The organism is Pseudothermotoga sp. (genome assembly GCA_025060105.1).
GTDB lineage: Bacteria > Thermotogota > Thermotogae > Thermotogales > DSM-5069 > Pseudothermotoga_A.
In genome coordinates this window covers 42,282-61,174 of the sequence record JANXCS010000001.1, presented here as the reverse complement: position 1 = coordinate 61,174, position 18,893 = coordinate 42,282, and the positions used below count along the sequence as shown (strand labels likewise).

At 44.1% G+C, this 18,893-nt stretch carries 16 protein-coding genes and 2 tRNA genes; 15 read left to right on the top strand and 3 right to left on the bottom strand.

Annotated elements, in window-relative coordinates; translation table 11 throughout:
• Window positions 1–4 precede the first annotated feature (4 nt).
• Window positions 5–766: an FprA family A-type flavoprotein gene (locus NZ875_00315; protein MCS7174184.1), complete on the bottom strand. Its 762-nt coding sequence runs from the start codon at window positions 764–766 to the stop codon at window positions 5–7.
• Between the two features lie 131 nt (window positions 767–897).
• Between NZ875_00315 and cysE the strand changes: the two genes are divergently transcribed.
• From cysE to NZ875_00270, 9 genes are all read left to right on the top strand, one after another.
• Window positions 898–1,497 carry a serine O-acetyltransferase gene (cysE, locus tag NZ875_00310; protein MCS7174183.1) on the top strand — a complete coding sequence of 200 codons (600 nt, stop codon included), beginning with the start codon at window positions 898–900 and terminating at the stop codon, window positions 1,495–1,497.
• On the top strand, window positions 1,427–2,302 hold the full coding sequence (gene cysK, locus NZ875_00305) for a cysteine synthase A (GenBank protein ID MCS7174182.1): 876 nt from the start codon (window positions 1,427–1,429) through the stop codon (window positions 2,300–2,302). The genes cysE and cysK overlap by 71 nt, the downstream gene beginning before the upstream one ends.
• Window positions 2,299–2,688 carry a DUF123 domain-containing protein gene (locus NZ875_00300; GenBank protein MCS7174181.1) on the top strand — a complete coding sequence of 130 codons (390 nt, stop codon included), beginning with the start codon at window positions 2,299–2,301 and terminating at the stop codon, window positions 2,686–2,688. The genes cysK and NZ875_00300 overlap by 4 nt, the downstream gene beginning before the upstream one ends.
• Window positions 2,689–2,703: 15 nt before the next feature.
• A complete protein-coding gene (locus tag NZ875_00295) occupies window positions 2,704–3,837 on the top strand; it encodes an anhydro-N-acetylmuramic acid kinase (protein ID MCS7174180.1) in 1,134 nt (377 codons plus the stop codon).
• Window positions 3,838–3,840: 3 nt separating this feature from the next.
• Window positions 3,841–4,923, top strand: coding sequence for a radical SAM protein (locus NZ875_00290; protein MCS7174179.1), 1,083 nt, complete (start codon window positions 3,841–3,843; stop codon window positions 4,921–4,923).
• Between the two features lie 84 nt (window positions 4,924–5,007).
• Entirely contained in the window at window positions 5,008–6,714 is a 1,707-nt protein-coding gene (ggt, locus tag NZ875_00285) for a gamma-glutamyltransferase (protein ID MCS7174178.1), read from the top strand.
• Window positions 6,715–6,828: 114 nt separating this feature from the next.
• On the top strand, window positions 6,829–8,514 hold the full coding sequence (locus tag NZ875_00280) for a 2-oxoacid:acceptor oxidoreductase subunit alpha (GenBank protein ID MCS7174177.1): 1,686 nt from the start codon (window positions 6,829–6,831) through the stop codon (window positions 8,512–8,514).
• Window positions 8,515–9,345, top strand: a complete 831-nt coding sequence (locus NZ875_00275) for a thiamine pyrophosphate-dependent enzyme (protein MCS7174176.1) — start codon at window positions 8,515–8,517, stop codon at window positions 9,343–9,345.
• A complete protein-coding gene (locus NZ875_00270; protein ID MCS7174175.1) occupies window positions 9,342–10,304 on the top strand; it encodes a nitroreductase family protein in 963 nt (320 codons plus the stop codon). Before NZ875_00275 ends, NZ875_00270 begins: the two co-directional genes overlap by 4 nt.
• Window positions 10,305–10,411: 107 nt before the next feature.
• Here NZ875_00270 and NZ875_00265 read toward each other — a convergent pair whose 3' ends face one another.
• Complete coding sequence (locus NZ875_00265) at window positions 10,412–11,623, bottom strand: GGDEF domain-containing protein (protein ID MCS7174174.1); 1,212 nt, start codon at window positions 11,621–11,623, stop codon at window positions 10,412–10,414.
• Between the two features lie 265 nt (window positions 11,624–11,888).
• On the opposite strand from NZ875_00265, the gene aglA reads away from it, so the two are divergent.
• The 4 genes from aglA (at window position 11,889) to NZ875_00245 (ending at window position 14,273) form a co-directional block, all read left to right on the top strand.
• The gene (gene aglA, locus NZ875_00260) at window positions 11,889–13,292 is read left to right on the top strand and encodes an alpha-glucosidase AglA (protein ID MCS7174173.1); all 1,404 of its coding nucleotides are present in this window, start codon (window positions 11,889–11,891) and stop codon (window positions 13,290–13,292) included.
• Window positions 13,293–13,366: 74 nt separating this feature from the next.
• Window positions 13,367–13,459, top strand: a tRNA-Ser gene (locus NZ875_00255).
• Between the two features lie 4 nt (window positions 13,460–13,463).
• Window positions 13,464–13,540 (top strand) — tRNA-Arg (locus tag NZ875_00250).
• A gap of 382 nt (window positions 13,541–13,922) precedes the next feature.
• Window positions 13,923–14,273, top strand: coding sequence for a hypothetical protein (locus tag NZ875_00245; protein ID MCS7174172.1), 351 nt, complete (start codon window positions 13,923–13,925; stop codon window positions 14,271–14,273).
• Between the two features lie 112 nt (window positions 14,274–14,385).
• Here NZ875_00245 and NZ875_00240 read toward each other — a convergent pair whose 3' ends face one another.
• A complete protein-coding gene (locus tag NZ875_00240; protein ID MCS7174171.1) occupies window positions 14,386–15,891 on the bottom strand; it encodes a helix-turn-helix domain-containing protein in 1,506 nt (501 codons plus the stop codon).
• Window positions 15,892–16,033: 142 nt separating this feature from the next.
• Here NZ875_00240 and NZ875_00235 point away from each other — a divergent pair, with 142 nt between their 5' ends.
• The gene (locus tag NZ875_00235; protein ID MCS7174170.1) at window positions 16,034–16,345 is read left to right on the top strand and encodes a hypothetical protein; all 312 of its coding nucleotides are present in this window, start codon (window positions 16,034–16,036) and stop codon (window positions 16,343–16,345) included.
• Between the two features lie 323 nt (window positions 16,346–16,668).
• Complete coding sequence (locus NZ875_00230; protein MCS7174169.1) at window positions 16,669–17,637, top strand: hypothetical protein; 969 nt, start codon at window positions 16,669–16,671, stop codon at window positions 17,635–17,637.
• Window positions 17,638–18,893: the final 1,256 nt, after the last annotated feature.

The window sequence follows — 18,893 nt, the reverse complement described above, 5'->3', positions numbered from 1 at the left end:
CGCTTCACTTCCCGTAGAATTGGTCGATGAGATCGATACCACATTTCAAATCTCTCAGCCAATTGAAGAATTTTTTGACACATTCTCCTCTCATTATCGCTCCATGCTGTGGGGCTATTACGTCGATCTGTTTCTTTGAAACCGTATCCACCCATTTACGACATGCCATGTTGGAAGCCATGTATCTTTTGTGAAAAGCTTCCATGTTCTTAACGTGCGATTCGAAATCTACCGCCTCGCGGTATCTCTTTCCAGCTGGAAACACACACGTTCCTACGTCTCCTGAAAACAGTATCTTAGCCACAGGATCGTAGAGATTGAAGTTACCAGTGGAATGCAAATAATGTGCTGGTATCAATTCCAAGGTATTTCCACTTTTCAACTTTATCGTGTCACCATGATCTGGAATCCCAACGACCCGGCGTTGATCATAAACACCAAAATGTGGCAAGAAACGAACCCAAAGGTTTGAGATATGAACCTTGCTGCTTTCTGCTATGGAAAGCCAAAGGATGATACCGCTAGTCACGTCTGGATCTTGGTGGGTGTAGAACAGGTGTGTTATTTTGGAAGGTTCAATGATCTCGGAAACGTTCGCAAGAACACGTGGAAAAACGTGAGCTCCTCCAGGATCTAAAAGGACAGCCTCATCGCCATCAACGATGAGGTATTGATTGGTTTGAACTATCTCCTCTTCTTTCTCTTCCCAGCCAAGAAAATAGAACTTGTGAAACCCGTTATCGAAGATCGCTTCATTTTGATACATCGAAGTTCCTCCTTTCAAAACAATTATATTTTCAAAAAAGACGTTTGAATGAACCTCGTTTTGGAAAAAACATGCTAAACTGGTTGATGAATGAAGATCAAAAGTAGGAGGTGTTTTTCCATGCTTGTGGGGTGCGAAATTTCTTACACGCTGTTCGAAAGGACGTGAGAGCGTACCTTCGCCTAGATCCTGCCACTTCTAACGTTTTTCAGTTGATTTTCTTCAACGCTTCTTTTCACGGTTTACTCCTCTATAGAATCTCCCACCTTTTCTACGAATGGAAACTTTACCCCCTGGCTTATATTTTCTATTACCTCAAACGCGTTCTGTTCTCCATGGACATCCATCCAGCTGCCAAGATTGAGCCTGGTGTAGTGATAGACCACGGCATTGGTGTCGTGATAGGCTCGACTGCAAGCGTGGGAAGCAATACTGTGATCTACCAGGGAGTCACGCTCGGAGCTAAAAAAATTTGTACTGGAAAGAGACATCCTGATATAGGAAGAAACGTTTTGATCGGGGCAGGTGCCAAAATCCTTGGACCCATAAAGGTTGGGGACAATTCAGTCATAGGAGCCAACGCCGTTGTCTTGCAAGATGTGCCACCGAATAGCTTGGCAGTTGGTGTACCCGCAAGAATACTGAGGAGGGATAGCCGAGATGCTGAATTTAGTAGGCAATACCCCCATGGTGAGGTTGAAGACAGAGTCGAGGGTGTTTGTGAAACTTGAGAGGAACAATCCTTGGGGTAGCGTGAAAGATAGACCCGCGTTGTTCATGATCGAAGCAGCCGAGTCTCAAGGCTTAATCAAAAACGGTGTGATCGTGGAGCCCACCAGCGGTAACACAGGTGTGGCACTGGCTGCGATTGGAACTTTGAAAGGCTATAGGGTCATACTCACGATGCCTGAGAGCGTGAGTGTGGAAAGAGTCAAACTGCTCAGAAGTTATGGAGCTGAAGTGATCTTGACACCCGCAGAGCAAGGGATGAACGGAGCGATAAAAAAAGCCTTGGAATTGGTTCAAGAATTGGACGCTTACATGCCGAACCAATTTGAAAATCTTTACAATCCACTCTCACACGAGCTGACCACCGCTCACGAAATCCTCGCACAGATGAACTACAAATTGGACGTGTTTGTTGCTGGAATCGGTACCGGCGGAACTATCACGGGTGTCGGCAGAGTGCTGAAGAAACTTTATGGGGCTAAAGTAAAGATAGTAGCAGTTGAACCAGCTACTTCACCAACGATTTCGAAAGGTTTTGCATCAAGGCACAGGATTCAAGGTATAGGTGCTGGCTTTGTTCCTAAGATTTTGGATATCTCGTTGATCGATAGAATAGAACTGGTCGAAGATGAGGAAGCCATAGACATGATGAAATTTCTGATGAAAAAAGAAGCTTTACCTGTGGGTATCTCAAGTGGTGCAAACATAGCTGTAGCGGTGAGAATCGCGAAAGATCTTCCAGAAAATGCACGCGTGGTCACGATCGCTCCGGACGGTTTCGATAGATACCTCAGTTTGGTAGAATGAAAGGTACGTACCTGCTCCTCATCCAATTGGACCACAAAGCTACCATTAAAAACCGATGGGTCCTTGAAGCGGGATTGTATGTGTATGTTGGTTCTGCGATGAATGGATTACTTCAAAGAATCGGTAGACATTTAAAGAAAGGGAAGAAAAACCACTGGCATATTGATCATTTACTGCAACATGGAAAGATACTGAGCGTGATCATGTTGCCTTGTGAAGAGAAGCTGGAAGAAAACGTATCTAACATGTTGGCCGAAAAATTCGGTGGACCGAAAGGTTTTGGCTCGAGTGATTTGAAAGTGAGGACGAACCTTTACAAAGTAGACGATATGAATGCATTCTGCTCATTACTTGGGAGATTGATCGAAAAGTTTACAAAAAGCTGAATTGGGGGGATAACCTTGGATCAGTTCGTTCAACTGGGTGATTGGCGAGAACTTCTCAAACTTTTTGAGAAAAAACAGCACACGGTGTTGGGTTTGATGTCCGGCACATCCGCAGACGGATTGGATATAGCTCAGGTGAAATTCTCCTGGGACAAACAGCTGAATTTTGATTTGATGAATGCGGTAACAGTGAGTTATGAGATTTCGTTCAAAGAAAAGATCACAAAGGCTTACGACAAGAATTTTTCCAACGTTGAGTACGTAACACTACTCAACTACGAGATCGCAAGAAAACATGCAGAAATTGTGAAAAAATTTGACTTTCAGTGCGATTTTGTGGCTTACCATGGTCAAACAGTTTGGCACACACCCACACAGAGAGCGACGCTTCAACTCGGTGAAGCAGACGTGCTTGCAGTTGAACTGAAAAAGCCCGTCATTCACGGTTTTAGAACTAAAGATGTTGCGTTGGATGGTGAAGGAGCGCCGATCACCGCGTATTTCGACTGGGCTTTTTTGATGGGTTCAGACGTTTCTACCGCCGTTTTGAACGTTGGAGGCATAGCTAACATCACAGCGATCGGTGTGAATGGCGAACTGATCGCTTTCGATACTGGACCGGGTAATTGCTTGATGGACATTGTAGTTCGAAATTTTTTTGCAAAAGAATTCGACGAGGGAGGTAGTCTTTCGAGGACTGGAAAGGCCAATCCAGATTTGCTACAGAAGATGATCGAGCACGAAAGGAAGTACATCGAAAAGAAACCGCCCAAGACAACAGGTAGAGAAGTTTATAACCTTTCCTTCCTTGAAGAAGTTGGTGCGCTCAAACCGCTACAACCTGCCGATCTTTTGCGAACCATCGTTATGTTCACAGCTCGTATGGTCAAAGAGAACGTCACGCTTCATCTTCCACACGTGAAAAAATTCATCGTGACAGGTGGGGGAGCTTACAACCAAACGTTGTTGGAAGATCTTGAACAAGCTGGTTTTGAGATCAAACTTTTAGAAAAAAGGTTGATAGACTTTCGTGAAGCTATAGCGATCGCTTTTCTCGGTGAAATGTTCGTGAAGAGTTTGGCTCCCGCCAAAACCGTGACTGGTGCGAAGAGAAGCTGTGTCATGGGTAAGCTTTCTTTACCGTGGTGAGACATGTTTGAAGAGTTTTCCAAGAAGAAATGTGTTCTGTGCGGTTTCGAATCTATCGAGATCAGCTCATCCGTAAGAGTATGCGTCAACTGCTTGAGAGAAAGACCGGAGAAAGCCTTGATTTTCTCCAGAAAAACGCACGAAAAATGGCGCTGCTCGATCGGCTTTCCTGCCCAAGTGTCTCAAGAGGGCTCAAGATGTTCTCTCTGCATCAATCGATGCAAGATTTTTCCAAGCAGCTTTGGTCACTGTGGAGTTATGAAGAATATCGGTGGAAAACTGATCCCAATAACTGAAGATTTCGACAAAGCCTACCTTCGCTGGTACTTGGATCCTCACCCAACGAACTGTGTTGCCTTACCAGTTTGTCCTGAAAAGAACCACCTTGGCTTCAACAACTTAGCTGTGTTTTTCACTGGTTGCAACCTAGATTGTCTTTTCTGTCAGAATATAGATCACAAGTACATGTTGTCGAATGGAGAAATGAAAGAAGGTGAATTCATCTCAATCGATGAGCTTGCCAAACTTGCCAATCAAAGGCACGTTAGTTGCGTTTGCTATTTCGGTGGGGATCCACTGCCTTGGTCAGATTTCACACTGAAAGCTTCACAAAAGATGAACAAGAGGATTTGTTGGGAGACCAATGGGCTCATGAACGAAACGATAGCCAAACAAATGGCTCTGGTCAGCTTGAAATCTGGGGGCATCATCAAGATAGATTGGAAAGCTTTCACCCCATCTGTGTATGAATCGCTCTGTGGTGTGAACGGTGAAAAAGCTGTGGATAGACTGAAAAATAACATCAAACTCATTTCTTCTCTGGATGACAGAAAAGAACCGCCTTTGCTCGTCGTGAGCACTCTGGTAGTTCCACACTATGTCGATGAAGTTGAGGTCGGAAACATCGCTCGTTTTCTCGCACAAATTGACGAAAATATACCTTACATTCTCTTGGCTTTTGCACCACAACATCTCATGCACGATGTTCCAACTACGAGCAAAAAACAGATGCAAGAGGTTTTCAACGCAGCCACTTCCAGCGGATTGAAAAGAGTCTTCGTTGAAAATGTCTGGTTACTGAGATGATTCGTTGTCTCTGTACTTTCGTTCAAACAATCCCTCAAAACAGTTCAAACAAATGATACAATATTTTTGAAAGGGGGGAGTACCATGAAAAAAATCTTCGTTACACGCACCGTGGTTTTGCTGTTACTCGCAGTGTTTGTCCAACTGATCTTCGCTTCCCAAGATCAACCATTCCAAGGGGTAGTTTCGACCGCGCATCCACTCGCTTCACTAGTTGGTGCAAGAATACTCCAACAAGGTGGAAACGCGATCGACGCAGCCATAGCGGTGCAGTTCGCCTTGAACGTTGTTGAACCGATGATGTCTGGTATCGGTGGCGGCGGTTTCATGATGATCTATCTGGCCGACAAAAATGAAGTAGTGATCATCGACAGCAGAGAACAAGCTCCGGCTGGTGCCAAGCCTACGATGTTTTTGAACGCCGAAGGAAAGCCACTACCTTTCACGGAGGCGATCAAGACTGGACATGCCATCGGTGTACCTGGCACGCTGAAAGGCCTGATCACGGCACACAAACTTTATGGTAGCAAGCCTTTCGCGGAGCTCATCGATCCTGCGATCGAACTCGCCGAGAAGGGTGTGAGAGTGAACAAAGTTTTGGCTGAGTACATTCAACCCAGCATGTACAAGTTCAACGATGAAGCGAAGAAAATCTTCGCCCCGAACGGTCAACCGTTGCCCGAAGGGGCGCTATTAGTTCAACCAGACCTTGCAAAAACTTTCCGCTTGATAAGAGACAAAGGACCAGAAGTGTTCTATGAAGGTGAAATCGCGGAAGCGATCGTTAAAGCCGTGCAGGAACGCGGTGGAACTATGACTCTAGAAGATTTGAAAAACTACGATGTGAAGTTTCGCCAGCCGATCGTTGGTACATACCGTGGCTATAAAATCGTTTCCATGCCACCTCCAAGTTCCGGTGGGTTGACCTTACTCCAGATGCTCAAAATGTTGGAAGCTTACGATATCAAAGCACTCGGCCATAATACAACTCAAACACTCCATTTGATGATCGAAGCGATGCATTTGGCCTATGCAGACCGTGGAAAATACCTCGCAGACGGTGATTTTGTGAAGATACCCTACACGGGCTATCTACATCCAGCCTACATTGCAGAGAGAGGATCACTCATAGACTTTCAAAAAGCCAATCCGAACGTCACACCTGGTGATCCTTGGAAATACGAATCTGCTGATCAAACTTGTTGCGCCAAACCCTTCTGGTGTGAAGAAAACCCAAGCTCTCAAACGACGCACTTCACCGTGCGTGATAAATGGGGAAACCTCGTGGTTTATACCACGACGATAGAGGATGTCTTTGGTTCCGGTGTTATGGTACCAGGTTATGGTTTTCTGCTCAACAACGAAATGACGGATTTTGATTTCGTACCAGGTGGAGTGAACCAAGTCGAGCCAGGGAAGCGCCCAAGGAGTAGCATGACACCAACGATAGTCTTCAAAAACGAAAAACCTTGGTTCACCGTTGGCTCGCCAGGTGGTGCGACCATCATAACGAGCGTGATGCAAGTGATCATGAACATCATCGATCACGGCATGGATGTTCAATCAGCGATAAACGCGCCACGCATTTTCAGCTCATCTTATCCGACGGTTCGCTGGGAACAAGGTATAGCCGAGCACGTTCGCAGGGAACTAGAGCTGAGAGGCCACAAATTGGAGCCAACTCCCCGCATCATAGGCAGTGTTCAGTGCATACTCATTGACCATGAAACGGGAAAGGTGTACGGAGGAGCAGATCCGAGGCGTGAAGGTACTGTGATCATGGTTTACTGAGATTCACTCGAATTTGAAAGGCCAGCCGTTCGGCTGGCCTTTTTGTTTCGAAGGGCAATTTTGGTTAAATTTGTGATAAACTTTAAATTGAATCAAGTTTGTGGAGGTGCAACCGTGGAAAAAAAGAAAGAAATCAGCGTTGTATTGAGTGGAGCTGCTGGGCAAGGCATTCAAACAGTTGAAGAGATACTGGTTCGAGTGATTAAAGATTCGGACTTGTACGTCTTTGCAACGAAGGAATACATGTCTCGCATTCGTGGTGGAAACAATTCTACGACGCTGAGGATCTCTTGCGAACCTGTTCACGCCAACATCGATCGGATCGATTTACTCGTTGTACTCAACGAAAACGCCATAGACAGACTCAGATGGCGAATGAACGATTCAACGATCGTGCTTGGTGAGGAAAAATTCGTAAGGAACGAACCAAATCACGTTATCATCGATTTTTCAAAGATTGCGGAGAGTTTTGGCAACCGTATCTACGCGAACTCTGTAGCTACAGGTGTACTCGCAGGCATCATGAACCTCAACGTTGAGGCTCTGAAAAAGAACATCGAAGAACACTTCTCAACTAGATCGAAAGAGATCATAGGAGCGAACGTTTCCGCAGCATTGAAAGGTTACGAGATAGGAAGATCTTTGAACTTGAAGCTAGAATTGACTAGGTGCGAAGAGGTCAAACATAAACGTTTGCTCAGCGGTTCAAAAGCCGTCGCGCTCGGTGCGGTCGCAGCCGGTTGCAATTTCGTTTCTTCTTATCCCATGTCGCCTTCCACAGTCGTGTTCACAGAACTTGCGAAGATGGCGAAAAGTCATGGGATCTTGGTCGAGCAAGCCGAGGACGAGATCGCCGCAGCGAACATGGTCATCGCGGCTTGGTACGCCGGAGCACGTGGTTTAGTGACGACGTCCGGCGGAGGTTTTGCTCTCATGTGCGAAGCGATCAGCTTGGCTGGAATGATCGAAACACCCATCGTCGTACACTTAGGTCAGAGACCCGGTCCTGCAACTGGACTTCCAACGAGAACAGAACAAGCAGATCTCAACCTCGTGCTCTACGCTGGTCATGGAGAATTTCCACGCGTTGTTTATGCACCAGGAAGCATAGAAGAAGCGTATGAACTCACCGCACGCGCGTTCAACGTGGCCGACAAGTTTCAAATACCTGTTTTCATTCTGACCGATCAGTACCTTTTGGATTCTTACTATCTTGTAGACCAACTACCCGAGGTTTCCATCGAGAGGCACATCGTTAAAACGAACCAGAACTATCGCCGCTACGAGATCACCGAGGATGGTATTTCACCGAGGGGCATACCTGGTTACGGGGATGGCCTGGTACGAGTGGACAGCGACGAACACGACGAGTTCGGGCACATCACTGAAAGTGCCTCCGTGAGAAAGATGATGGTGGAAAAACGTTTGAAAAAGTTCAAGAGAATAGTTGAAGAGTCTTTGACGCCCAGATTCTTCGGCTCAGAGAATTACGAATTACTCCTGGTGAGCTGGGGTTCAACCTTTTTGATCGTTCGAGAAGCTCTAAGATCACTCGGTAACGATAAAATCGCTCACTTGCATTTTCCACAAGTTTATCCTGTTCCTCCCACAGCCAAGAGGTTCTTTGAAAAAGCTAAAAAGATCATTTTCATTGAGCAGAACGCTACTGGGCAGTTCGCCAATCTCATCAAACAAACTTTCTGCATGGACACATCGAACAGGATACTCAAATACGATGGTTTTCCATACTCAGTTGAGCAAGTTTTGAGAGCAGTTCGAGAAAAACTGGAGGTGGAATGAATGTTTCAGCCCAACGATTACGATATACCGAACGCTGACATCGCGTGGTGTCCAGGCTGTGGTAACTTTGGTATCATGAGAGCTTTGAAAACGGCTCTTGCACAGCTCAACTTATCACCGCAGAACGTCGTCATAGTTTCTGGGATAGGCCAAGCTGCGAAGATGCCACAATACGTTAAAGCACACATGTTCAACGGTTTACATGGAAGGTCTCTACCCGCTGCGGTCGCAATAAAAATGGCCAATCCAGAACTGGTAGTGATCGCTGAAAGTGGAGATGGATGTAGCTACGGAGAAGGGGGAAATCACTTCATTCATACGATCAGGAAGAATCCAGACATAACGAACATAGTTCATAACAATCAGATATACGGTTTAACGAAGGGGCAAGCTTCACCGACGACCATGCGTGGTCAGATCACCACGCTCCAAATCGATGGCGTTTACGTGGATCCGTTCAACCCCATCGCTGTGGCTGTCGCTCTGGACGCGTCCTTTGTGGCTCGAACTTTCTCAGGTTATCTCGATCTGACGGTGGAAATCTTCAAGCAAGCGATCCAACACAAAGGTTATGCCTTGGTCGATGTCTTTCAACCGTGTGTCTCGTTCAACAAGCTGAACACCTACGAATGGTACAAAGAAAACACCTATATCCTGCCAGACAGTTACGATCCAACTGATAGAGTTCAAGCGTTCAGAATCGCGACAGAGACGAAAAAATTCGCACTGGGTGTGATATACAAAAATCCAAGCAAACCAGTTTTTGAAGAACAGTTGATCGCGTACAAAACCAATAAAACTCCCATCGCTTATAGGGGGTTGATCGCATGAAAAAGCTTCCTACAACGATCTTAAAAGATGAGAATGGTCGGGATTTCGCACTGACAAATTTATTGGGAGACTATTGGGTACTTCATTTCTATCCAAAGATCGGCACATCGACATCTACAATGCAAGCAGAACGATTCAACGAACTGTTCGAAGAATTCGATGAGCGCATCGTGGCAATCTCACTAGATCTACCAGAGGTTATTGCCCTTTTCAAAACGAAACACAGACTCAAATTTAAATTGCTTTCGGACGTGAAGATGGAACTGGCAAGTCAACTAGGAATCGTCAAAAATGGTAGACTTTCAAGATCAACTTTCATTACTGATCCATGGGGTAGAATCAGAAAAGAATGGTTCAACGTGAAAGCTTCAACCCACGCCAAACAAGTGCTTGAAGAGTTCAAAAAAACGATTGAAGAAGATTTGTCGATCAATCCCTCCATCTTCCAAAGGAGAGCCTTTCGTGGTTTGAGATCTGAACCGATCGAAGATGAGAAGCTTTTAAGGCTCATCGAAGCGGCTCATCTTGCTCCCTCTTGTGCTAACAAGCAACCGTGGCGGTTCATTGTAGTGAGGAGCAGAGAATACCTTGGAAAGCTGCACGAAGCTCTTTCTGGGGGGAACTACTGGATGAAGTACGCACCTGCAATCGTCGTTGTCTATACAAAAGACGAATTTGATTGTCAGCTGAGCGAAAATAGAAACTACGCGCTGTTCGATACAGGCCTAGCGGTGGGATTTTTACTGATCCAGGCAACTCAGATGGGACTGATTGCACACCCTGTGGCCGGATACGATCCTGTAAAAGTGAAAGAGCTTTTTGACATAGATGGTAACGTCATAACGCTGATAGCCATCGGTAAATGGGGAAAGTTTGATCAATTGAACGAAAAGCATCTCGAAGCAGAAAAGAGTGCAAGGAACAGACAAGAACTTTCGCAAATAATGAAGATAGTGTAACGTTAAACGTGGAACATAGATCATTTTTTGTTTCTGCCAGCATTCGAAGTATATAACGCAAGCAAATGTACTCGAATCTCAACGATGAAGAGTGAGCAAGAAAATTGCTAAGAAGCCTTCTTTTTGGACTTTTTCATGGCATACATGGCCTCATCGGCTTTTTGAAGAGTTTTCATGTAGTCTTGGCCCGAATCGAGTTGTGCCACACCGTAGCTGATATCCACACCAAAGCCGAGTTCTTTGGAGTTTCTGATTTTTTCTCTTATTCTCTCAGCGATCTGCAACGCTTGTTGCTCAGTTGTGTTATAGAAGGCAACTATGAATTCATCTCCACCGTAGCGCGCGGCTATGTCTGAAGCGCGGATTGAACTGGCTATGTTGCGTGCTATGAACCTGAGCACTTCATCGCCCACTAAATGGCCAAAGGTATCGTTTGTTTGCTTAAAATCATCCACGTCGATCATGAGAAATGAAAGAGGAACTATCTGTCGCAAAGCAGTCGAAACTTGCTTCTGGATCAATTCGTTGAAAAAATTTCTACTGTACAACCCCGTGAGATGATCTTTATGAGCCATTTGTTGGAGTTTTTCTTTTTCTTCGTCGAGCTCGATCAGCAGAGCTTTAACAGGCTTTCTCAGAGAATCAACTATAACACCAATCAAAATCACCAGATAAGAGATGAATCTGAACACATGTCCGAGGAAGTTGAAAAAGCCATATACATCAGTGTAGAGAGTGAAAGACAACTCCCCCAACATAGTGAAGACGATAGCCAAAATCACAGATTTTCGGAAAGGTGATATCGATGAATCGCTACATTTAAAAACCCTCAATAAAGTAACGAACAAAATACCTATCATCACATATTCCATGGTTATTTTGAAAGGAGTCAAACCAGAACCTTCGATGAAGCAATCTGGGAAAAAGCCAAACCAGATAGTGAAGATGAATAGAGCACTCAACGCACCACACGAAACGAAAATAATTCGTTCTTTTAATTTTGGAAAAAACAAAATGAGAAAAAATCCGATCGTTTCTAACAACCTTCCGGCGATCCAAAACTGCGTTGGATGGTTCGCAGTCCAACCACGAAAAACACCCATACCTTTGTACGCGAGGGTGTGTAAAAAGTCTATCACCGCTACAAAAAAATACAGAATGCCAAATTTTATGAAGATCTTGTTTTGAGTGAGTCCGCGAGTTGCTGCTGAAATCAACGTGATTGATAAACCTGTGAAGATGGCAAAAAATTCAATGATTGTATGATAGAAAACATAGTTATAACGTGCGATGAAAAACAATGTTGAGAAGATCAACAAATAAAAAAGGATACGAACATATCTACTTGAAAAACCCATCGTAACATCTCACTCCATTTTCAAATGGCGTACTTTTGTATTTGTATGTTACCATAAGTTTCAAGATTGTGTCAAGTGTTTTTTGAGTTTGTGAAAAATCAATCATCAGTTGAAAATAATAATCTCACAATTGATACTGAGGCTTCAATAGAACGGATGAAACATTTTCACTTGAAGCCCTAATTGGACTTGAAAGACGTAGTACAATGTTTGGATGGTGATGCACATGGTGAACATCGTTTTCGTAGGAGCAGGCAGTGTTCGTTACACACTGAAACTTGCTGGGGATCTTTCGACTCAGAAGAATCTCTATGGTTCAAAGTTGACACTCATGGACGTGGACGAAGAAAGATTGCAAGCCACCTATATTCTCGTCAGAAAGTATTTGAGTGAGCTCAATGCACAATTTGAGATCGAAAGTACAACACAACTTGAAAGGGCTCTCGAAGGTGCTGATTTCGTCATAAACACTGCTCTCGCGAGAGCCGAAGGTCACGAAGATGGATACGTGCAGTATGAGATTGTCAGGAATGTTGGAGAGAAGCACGGCTACTATAGGGGTATCGACAACGATGGACTCAACATGGTCTCAGACTACTATACGATTTCAAACTACAATCAATTGAAGCTGAGTCTCGATATCGCAAAGGCTGTTGAAAAGTTTGCGCCCGATGCGTGGATATTGCAAACCGCCAATCCAGTCTTCGAGATCACTCAGTTGGTCAAAAGACTCACTGAAGCGAAAATCGTTGGTTTCTGCCATGGTTATGCCCACGTGTTCAACTTGGCCAGAACGATAGGGCTAGACATCGAAAAGCTAGACTGGCAAGTCGCTGGTGTCAATCATGCGATATGGTTGAACAGGTTCAAGTGTGATGGAAAAGACGCCTATCCACTACTGAACGAATGGATCGAAAAACACTCCAAGGATTGGAAACCTAAAGATCCCTGGGACCTAGATTTTTCACCAGCCGCAATAGATCTGTACAGATTCTACGGTATGTATCCGATAGGAGATACTGTCAGATCGGGTGGTTGGAAATACCATTTCGATCTACAAACGAAGAGAAAGTGGTACGGCGAGTACGGTGGAATAGACAACGAAGTTGAAAGGTTGAAGTTCTACGAACAGTTGAGGCGAACTAGAAAAAAATTGTTGCAGCTAGCCAAGGAAGTGGAAAAAGATCCTTCAATCGAACTCACGAAGGTCTGGCCAGAAGTGTTTCGAAGCGCAGATAGTAGTATAGAACAGCACATTCCTTTCATAAACGCGATCGTTAACGGAGAGAAATCAAGGTTAGTTTTGAACGTTGAAAACAACGGTGCCATTCCAGACATCCCTAACGATATCGTTGTTGAGATCCCAGTGATAGTTGATAAAGATGGCCTGCATCCGGAAAAGATTGACCCACCGTTGACGAACAGGATCGTGAAATTTTACTTGCTTCCAAGAATTTTGAGAATGGAATGGGCCCTTGAAGCTTTCATTTCTGCGGACAGAAGAGTTCTCGAGGAGATCCTTTTGAGAGATCCTAGAACTAGGTCCTACGATCAAGTGCAGAAAGTGATCGACGAAATATTGAGCCTATCTTTCAATGAAAAAATGAAGGAACATTACTTAAAGAAGTGAGAGAGCTCTTCACAGAGGCTTTTACGATGAATATTTGCATTTTCAGTGAGTTGTATTATAATGAAGGTTGGCCCGGAGAGGTGGCCGAGAGGTCGAAGGCGCTTGCCTGCTAAGCAAGTGTGGAGGGAATTCCTCCACCGAGGGTTCGAATCCCTCCCTCTCCGCCAGTGCGTGCCCGTAGCTCAGCTGGATAGAGCGCCAGACTGCGGATCTGGAGGCCGGGAGTTCAAATCTCCCCGGGCACGCCAAGGTCTCTCTATCTTTCCCCTTTCAATCATACTTGCGAGGGTGTGTCTGAAACCTTTCGTTGAAACTCTGATCGGTCCAAATTTTGCTACAGCCATCGCTACTACACATCCGGCCACGATCGTTTTCTCTCTGCCAACTGGAATGATCCCCCAGCCGCGTACTTCTCCGTAACTTTTACCTTTCAATAATTTCAACGAGAATTCAACATCCGAAGCGTTCAGGATCAAGCCGTTCAGAAGCTTCAAATCCCACCTTCCCAACTTCATCGCGGCGATGGTAACGAACGATCCGCCCACACCCACAGGATTTTTGATGAAAGGAATCTTCTCCTCAACGTATCTGACAGCCTCACTGAACTGCTCCATATGAGGGAGAGACAAGTTGAACAAGCTGTTCAAAACGTGCGTCCCAACGGGCAAACTTTTGAACCAATCCTTCGTCACTATTTCCAAACTTCCCCCACCGAGATCGAGCACCGTTATGTCCTGCTCAAAGTTTGGATCCACACTCATGTACGTGAAGTACGCTTCGTCCTCCTCGGACAAGATCTCCCCCTTCAAATTGAAGGTTTTGATTATCTTTTCAAACAGCGCTGGTCTTTCCCTGAAAACGGCTGTCCCGAATGCATACATGATTGTATCTCCGATTTTCTTTTTCATCTGTAGAATCGTCTCACTCGCCGTTTCAAAAGCTTTTTCTTCATCCGAAATCGACTTCAAGCCGACTTCATAGACTTCTTCCAATATCACTTCGCCGTTGTGCTGAACGAGTAAAATGAAAGAATTTGATCCAAGATCGAGTACTGCCACCATCACCTTCACCTCAAATCCTACTTGACCTATCTTCAAAGCAGCTCTTTAAGGACCGATTCGAGCTGTTCTATGACGTACGATCTATCTTTGCACTGCTGGGGTAATCTGTGAATGAAATCTTCGGCATAGCAATAGAAAGCGTTGGTCATATCAGGTTGATTGATTGCAAACAACCGAATAGGTGAGTCTTTCTTGATCACGATTACGCCTGTTTGGTCTTTCACAGAAACGAGCACGTTGCTGGTGACATTCCTTTGAGACAAATAAAAACTGTAGTTTTCGTATTTCTTGATGAATTCAATCGTGCTGGCCAAGTGTTCAACATACTCATCCTCATCGTAGTGCAATTCGAAACTGGACTCTGGAAGCTCCACGATCATTTTTCCAGATCTCACCTTTTCCAAATCTGGCATAGTGCAAACGTGAACTTGATGGCACGATTTGAGATTTTTTTCAAAGGAAGCCGATCTCTTTCGCCAGTGAGAGAATATTCGATCAGGTTCGATGCGATTTCTCTTCAAAATTTTTTCTAGCACAGAGCCGGGCATCGTGACGAGTGGTAAGCCATCGCTGATGATGTATCCAGCCATGGGCTGTTCTTCGAACCCTTCGAGCAGCGAGAACATTTCTTCAGAGCCTATCTGAGGAATTATCATCAGAGGTTGACACGATTTCAAAAATCTTTCGTACTCCATAGCCATCAGATCGATTATCTGCTGCTCTGTGAAAAGAAAACTTGGGGTTTCCTTCTGACTTTCTTCAAACGTTGTACACAAAAAAGCGGCCACTTTTGGTGCCACGAAAAGCGTCCTTCTGAAATAATGTTCTCGATATCTTGGATTGTAATAGGGAACCACAGAACCTGTCATGTACAAAGGCAACCAGAACTCGATCGCTTTCATCATCTCGGAAACGTCTCTACTCACTGTGTGGACCATGTTAACTTTCCATCCAAGCTTCGCCAGCGAAATCACAGTGTTGGCCAGTTGAAGCATGTAAGTCTTGTCCTCAGTGAACCACGAAATGTGCTCATCGCTGTAAAGAAAAAGTTCTCCAGGGAATTTGCATTCTGCAACGAGAAAGAAAAATTTCAACGCACCTTTTCTCTTGCCTTCGATCGAATAAAAGACTTCGCAGTTGATCTTTTGTCCAGCCAGAATCGGATCTGTTTTCTCAAAAGTTCGCTGAGGAGATTTGAATATTTCTATTTTGCTCAAAAGATCCTCGACAAGTTTTGCGTTCGAAACGAGTGGTTCAACGAGCCAACTTTTTAATATCTGTGAAAATTCATCTTCAGATAAATTTTCCAGCTTGACACCAATCAAACTACAAATGGCATTCTTTTGAAAATCCAACTTTGCGTGGTGAGACACATAATGAGCTATTCGATCCAAATATGGACTATCCTTGGAAGGTGTGCGTGCTCCTGTACGCCATCGGCTGATCAAAGAAGGATCAACTGACAAGGCTTTAGCGAGCACACTGTTGGATATTTCAAGGAGGTTCATCAACAGGTTGAGCCTTTGGGCAAAATTCAAAATGATCTCTCCTTGAAATTAGTTTACACCACGAACTAGATCGTGTCACAAATAATGACAAAAAACGTCAATGACAAAAACCGTTTGGTGTATCTTGCTCGAACATTTTCACCTAAACTTTAAACCACATTGGGGTGATTGCGTGGCTGGAAAGAAAATACCATCGTTCAACATTAGCCTTCGAAAAGGTTTCTTCAAGAACGAGCTTTTCAAAATGTGTCTTTCGAACGATGATGTCATCTTCGAATGTCTTCAAGATAAAAGTAAAAACTTCACGACACCGCTCGAAAAAGTCACAAAGATCACCATTTATGAAGGAAAATCCAGAGAAATTGAGATTCGCACGAAAGATGAAGTGATCTTTGGGAATTTCAATTCAACGAGGACCTTGAATAGGGCCATTAACATTTTTGGTTCTTTTTTTAGTGAGAAATTTTCACATGTCTGTCTTTGAGAGCACCATTCTTCCCGCCAGTACAAAGTTTGAATTTTCTCAAGAAGTGTTCTAACTCAATCCAGTAAACTTTGGTCAAGGCTTGCTCACCAAGGCATGTAGTACCAGTGGAAAACTGTTCATACAAAATAGTTCACCCTGCTTGGTGAAGGTGTTTTTTGCATCGAGTATAGTTTAAAATCCGCTTCAAATTCCTCTCGGAAATTTCATCAGTGTTGTGGGACAAAGTAAAGAGCTTGATCTTGGGCGCAAAAACCTTGGAACAAGGTCTTGTCCAATTTTTCTTTCGTTAGGAGTCATTTGCACATTCGGAGAAGAATTTGTTGGGAGGATCAACTCTGGCGGAGAAAGAAAAGAAAAAGAAAAGATTTGCGGCGTTCATGAAAGCGCTCGCTATAGTTTTATTCCTTGGTTTCACCGTGCTCGTGTACGGGTATTTTGTCTTTGAATTTCAGCGACTGCAAGGTATAGGTGTTAAACCTTTGGAAGATTGGCGAAGTTACATTTCATTCTTACTCTCCAAGATACCCTACGTGAACAGATACGTCAAGTACGAACCGCTGCAGATACTCACACCTTCGCAATACTTCGAGAGAATGGCAACGGCCACAACCGAAAGGACCCAACAGATCTTGCAACAGATCAAACAAGAAAGAGAGCAACTCACGAGAGACAGACAAAAACTCGAAGCTGAGCGTAGACTGATCCTTGAGATGAGAAAAACTTGGGAAGAAAAGAATCTTCAATTGGAAACAGCACTCAGAAAGCTTCAAATTCCAGAGGACGTCGAGAAGGTCTCACAAACCATCGCCAGCGCTGATCCTGCCGCAATAGCGCCGATCCTTGCGAGTGAAAAGTATTCGGTCGAATCTATCGCTTTTGCCGTCGCCAAATTGGATGCCACAACACGTGCGGATGTGATATCCGAACTTGGAAAACTGAATCCAAACAAAGCAGCAGAAATCATGAACAAGATCGCCAGTGTGGAACAGATAAGCAAAGATCTATCAACTTTGAAGCAAGAACTTGAGAAAAAAGAAAAACAGATCAATTCACAGCTTTCCTCGTTGATTGAGGCAAGTTTGATTCAAATTCTCTCGGTGGAACTTCTAAGGCAAATGAACGATGAAGAGATACTCAGTATGATAGATACGCTCTCGCTCGATGAATCATCCGTCATGGTTCTTTTTTCAAAACTTCAATCTGAGAGAGTCAAGGAATTGATGAAAAAACTCAAAGATCGCAACAACGTTCTTTTCCAAAAACTCGTCCTTCGGGGGGTGAGTTTATAAAACCCCAGCCTGTAGGTGAGCAGAATCAACCGGTCGTTCAAAAACAAAACTTCGTCAAACAAGGCTCAATTTCCTTCATCGATGTGCTCAAGCTCGTTCAGCAAAAAGTTTTGAGCCAACAGTTGGGACAATTCGTAACGTTGAAAAACAACGTAGACCCCAGCGTGCAACAAGTGCCAACGAACGTTGTGCAAGATACTCTGAAACTCTCACAGAACGAAAAGATGAATGTAGAACTGGTTGATCCAAATATTTTGGAAAGTGAAAGTAAAAAACAAGATGATCGAACAAGCTTGATCGAGGAAAAAACTGAAGATGCAGAATCAAAATTCGAAACGAAGCTTCAAGAAACTGCACTTTCTTTAAAAAACGTTCCAAAAGAGTTCAACCCAGCCAGTGAGAACGAGCAAAAGAAAATTTTGTCGAATCAATCTGAAAAGCAACAATATTCAAACAGCCCGAGCAAATCCATCGACTCACATTCCATACAAAATGCTTCAAACACACAGAAGGAGCAAAGCTCAAAATTGAATGCCAGTCAGACCATCGAAAGTTTACAGACTGATCAGGAGAAAATGATCAATTTGACGCAAGAGCTCGATCAAGCAAAAGTGGTGTATGAAGGCAAAACTGTCCAAAGATTTTCTCAGCAATCAAGCCAAACCGATGTTGAATCAACATCACACATCAAGGTTGAACGATCCTATCAACAACGCATCATGCAATCAAACGATGGCTCAAAACAAATTTCTACTGATCTTGCCTTCTCAAACTCGCAAACGTCTGAACCATCGAACGATCAACTCCAGAAAGATATCCTGCAAACCAAAATGAAAACAACCACCTTCAACACCGAAAATCACACAACAAATGAAACTGTCACACAACAACACACTGCTCAAAAGCTCAATCATGTCGACGACAGTTCATCACACACCAAAGCTGAACAAGTAAAACAACACACTACAAAGCTCGAAGCACAGTTGACCAACAATCCAAAGCAGATCGTTATCGATCTTGCCCCTTCAAATTCAGTGAATCAATCGAACCAACCGCCCTTCACCTCAAAAACCTTTGAACAATCAACAAAGGTCAATCAAGTTCCTATCTCGAAAGAACCTTCGAAGTTATTCAAACAAACGTCTGAACCATCGAACGATCAACTCCAGAAAGATATCCTGCAAACCAAAATGAAAACAACCACCTTCAACACCGAAAATCACACAACAAATGAAACTGTCACACAACAACACACT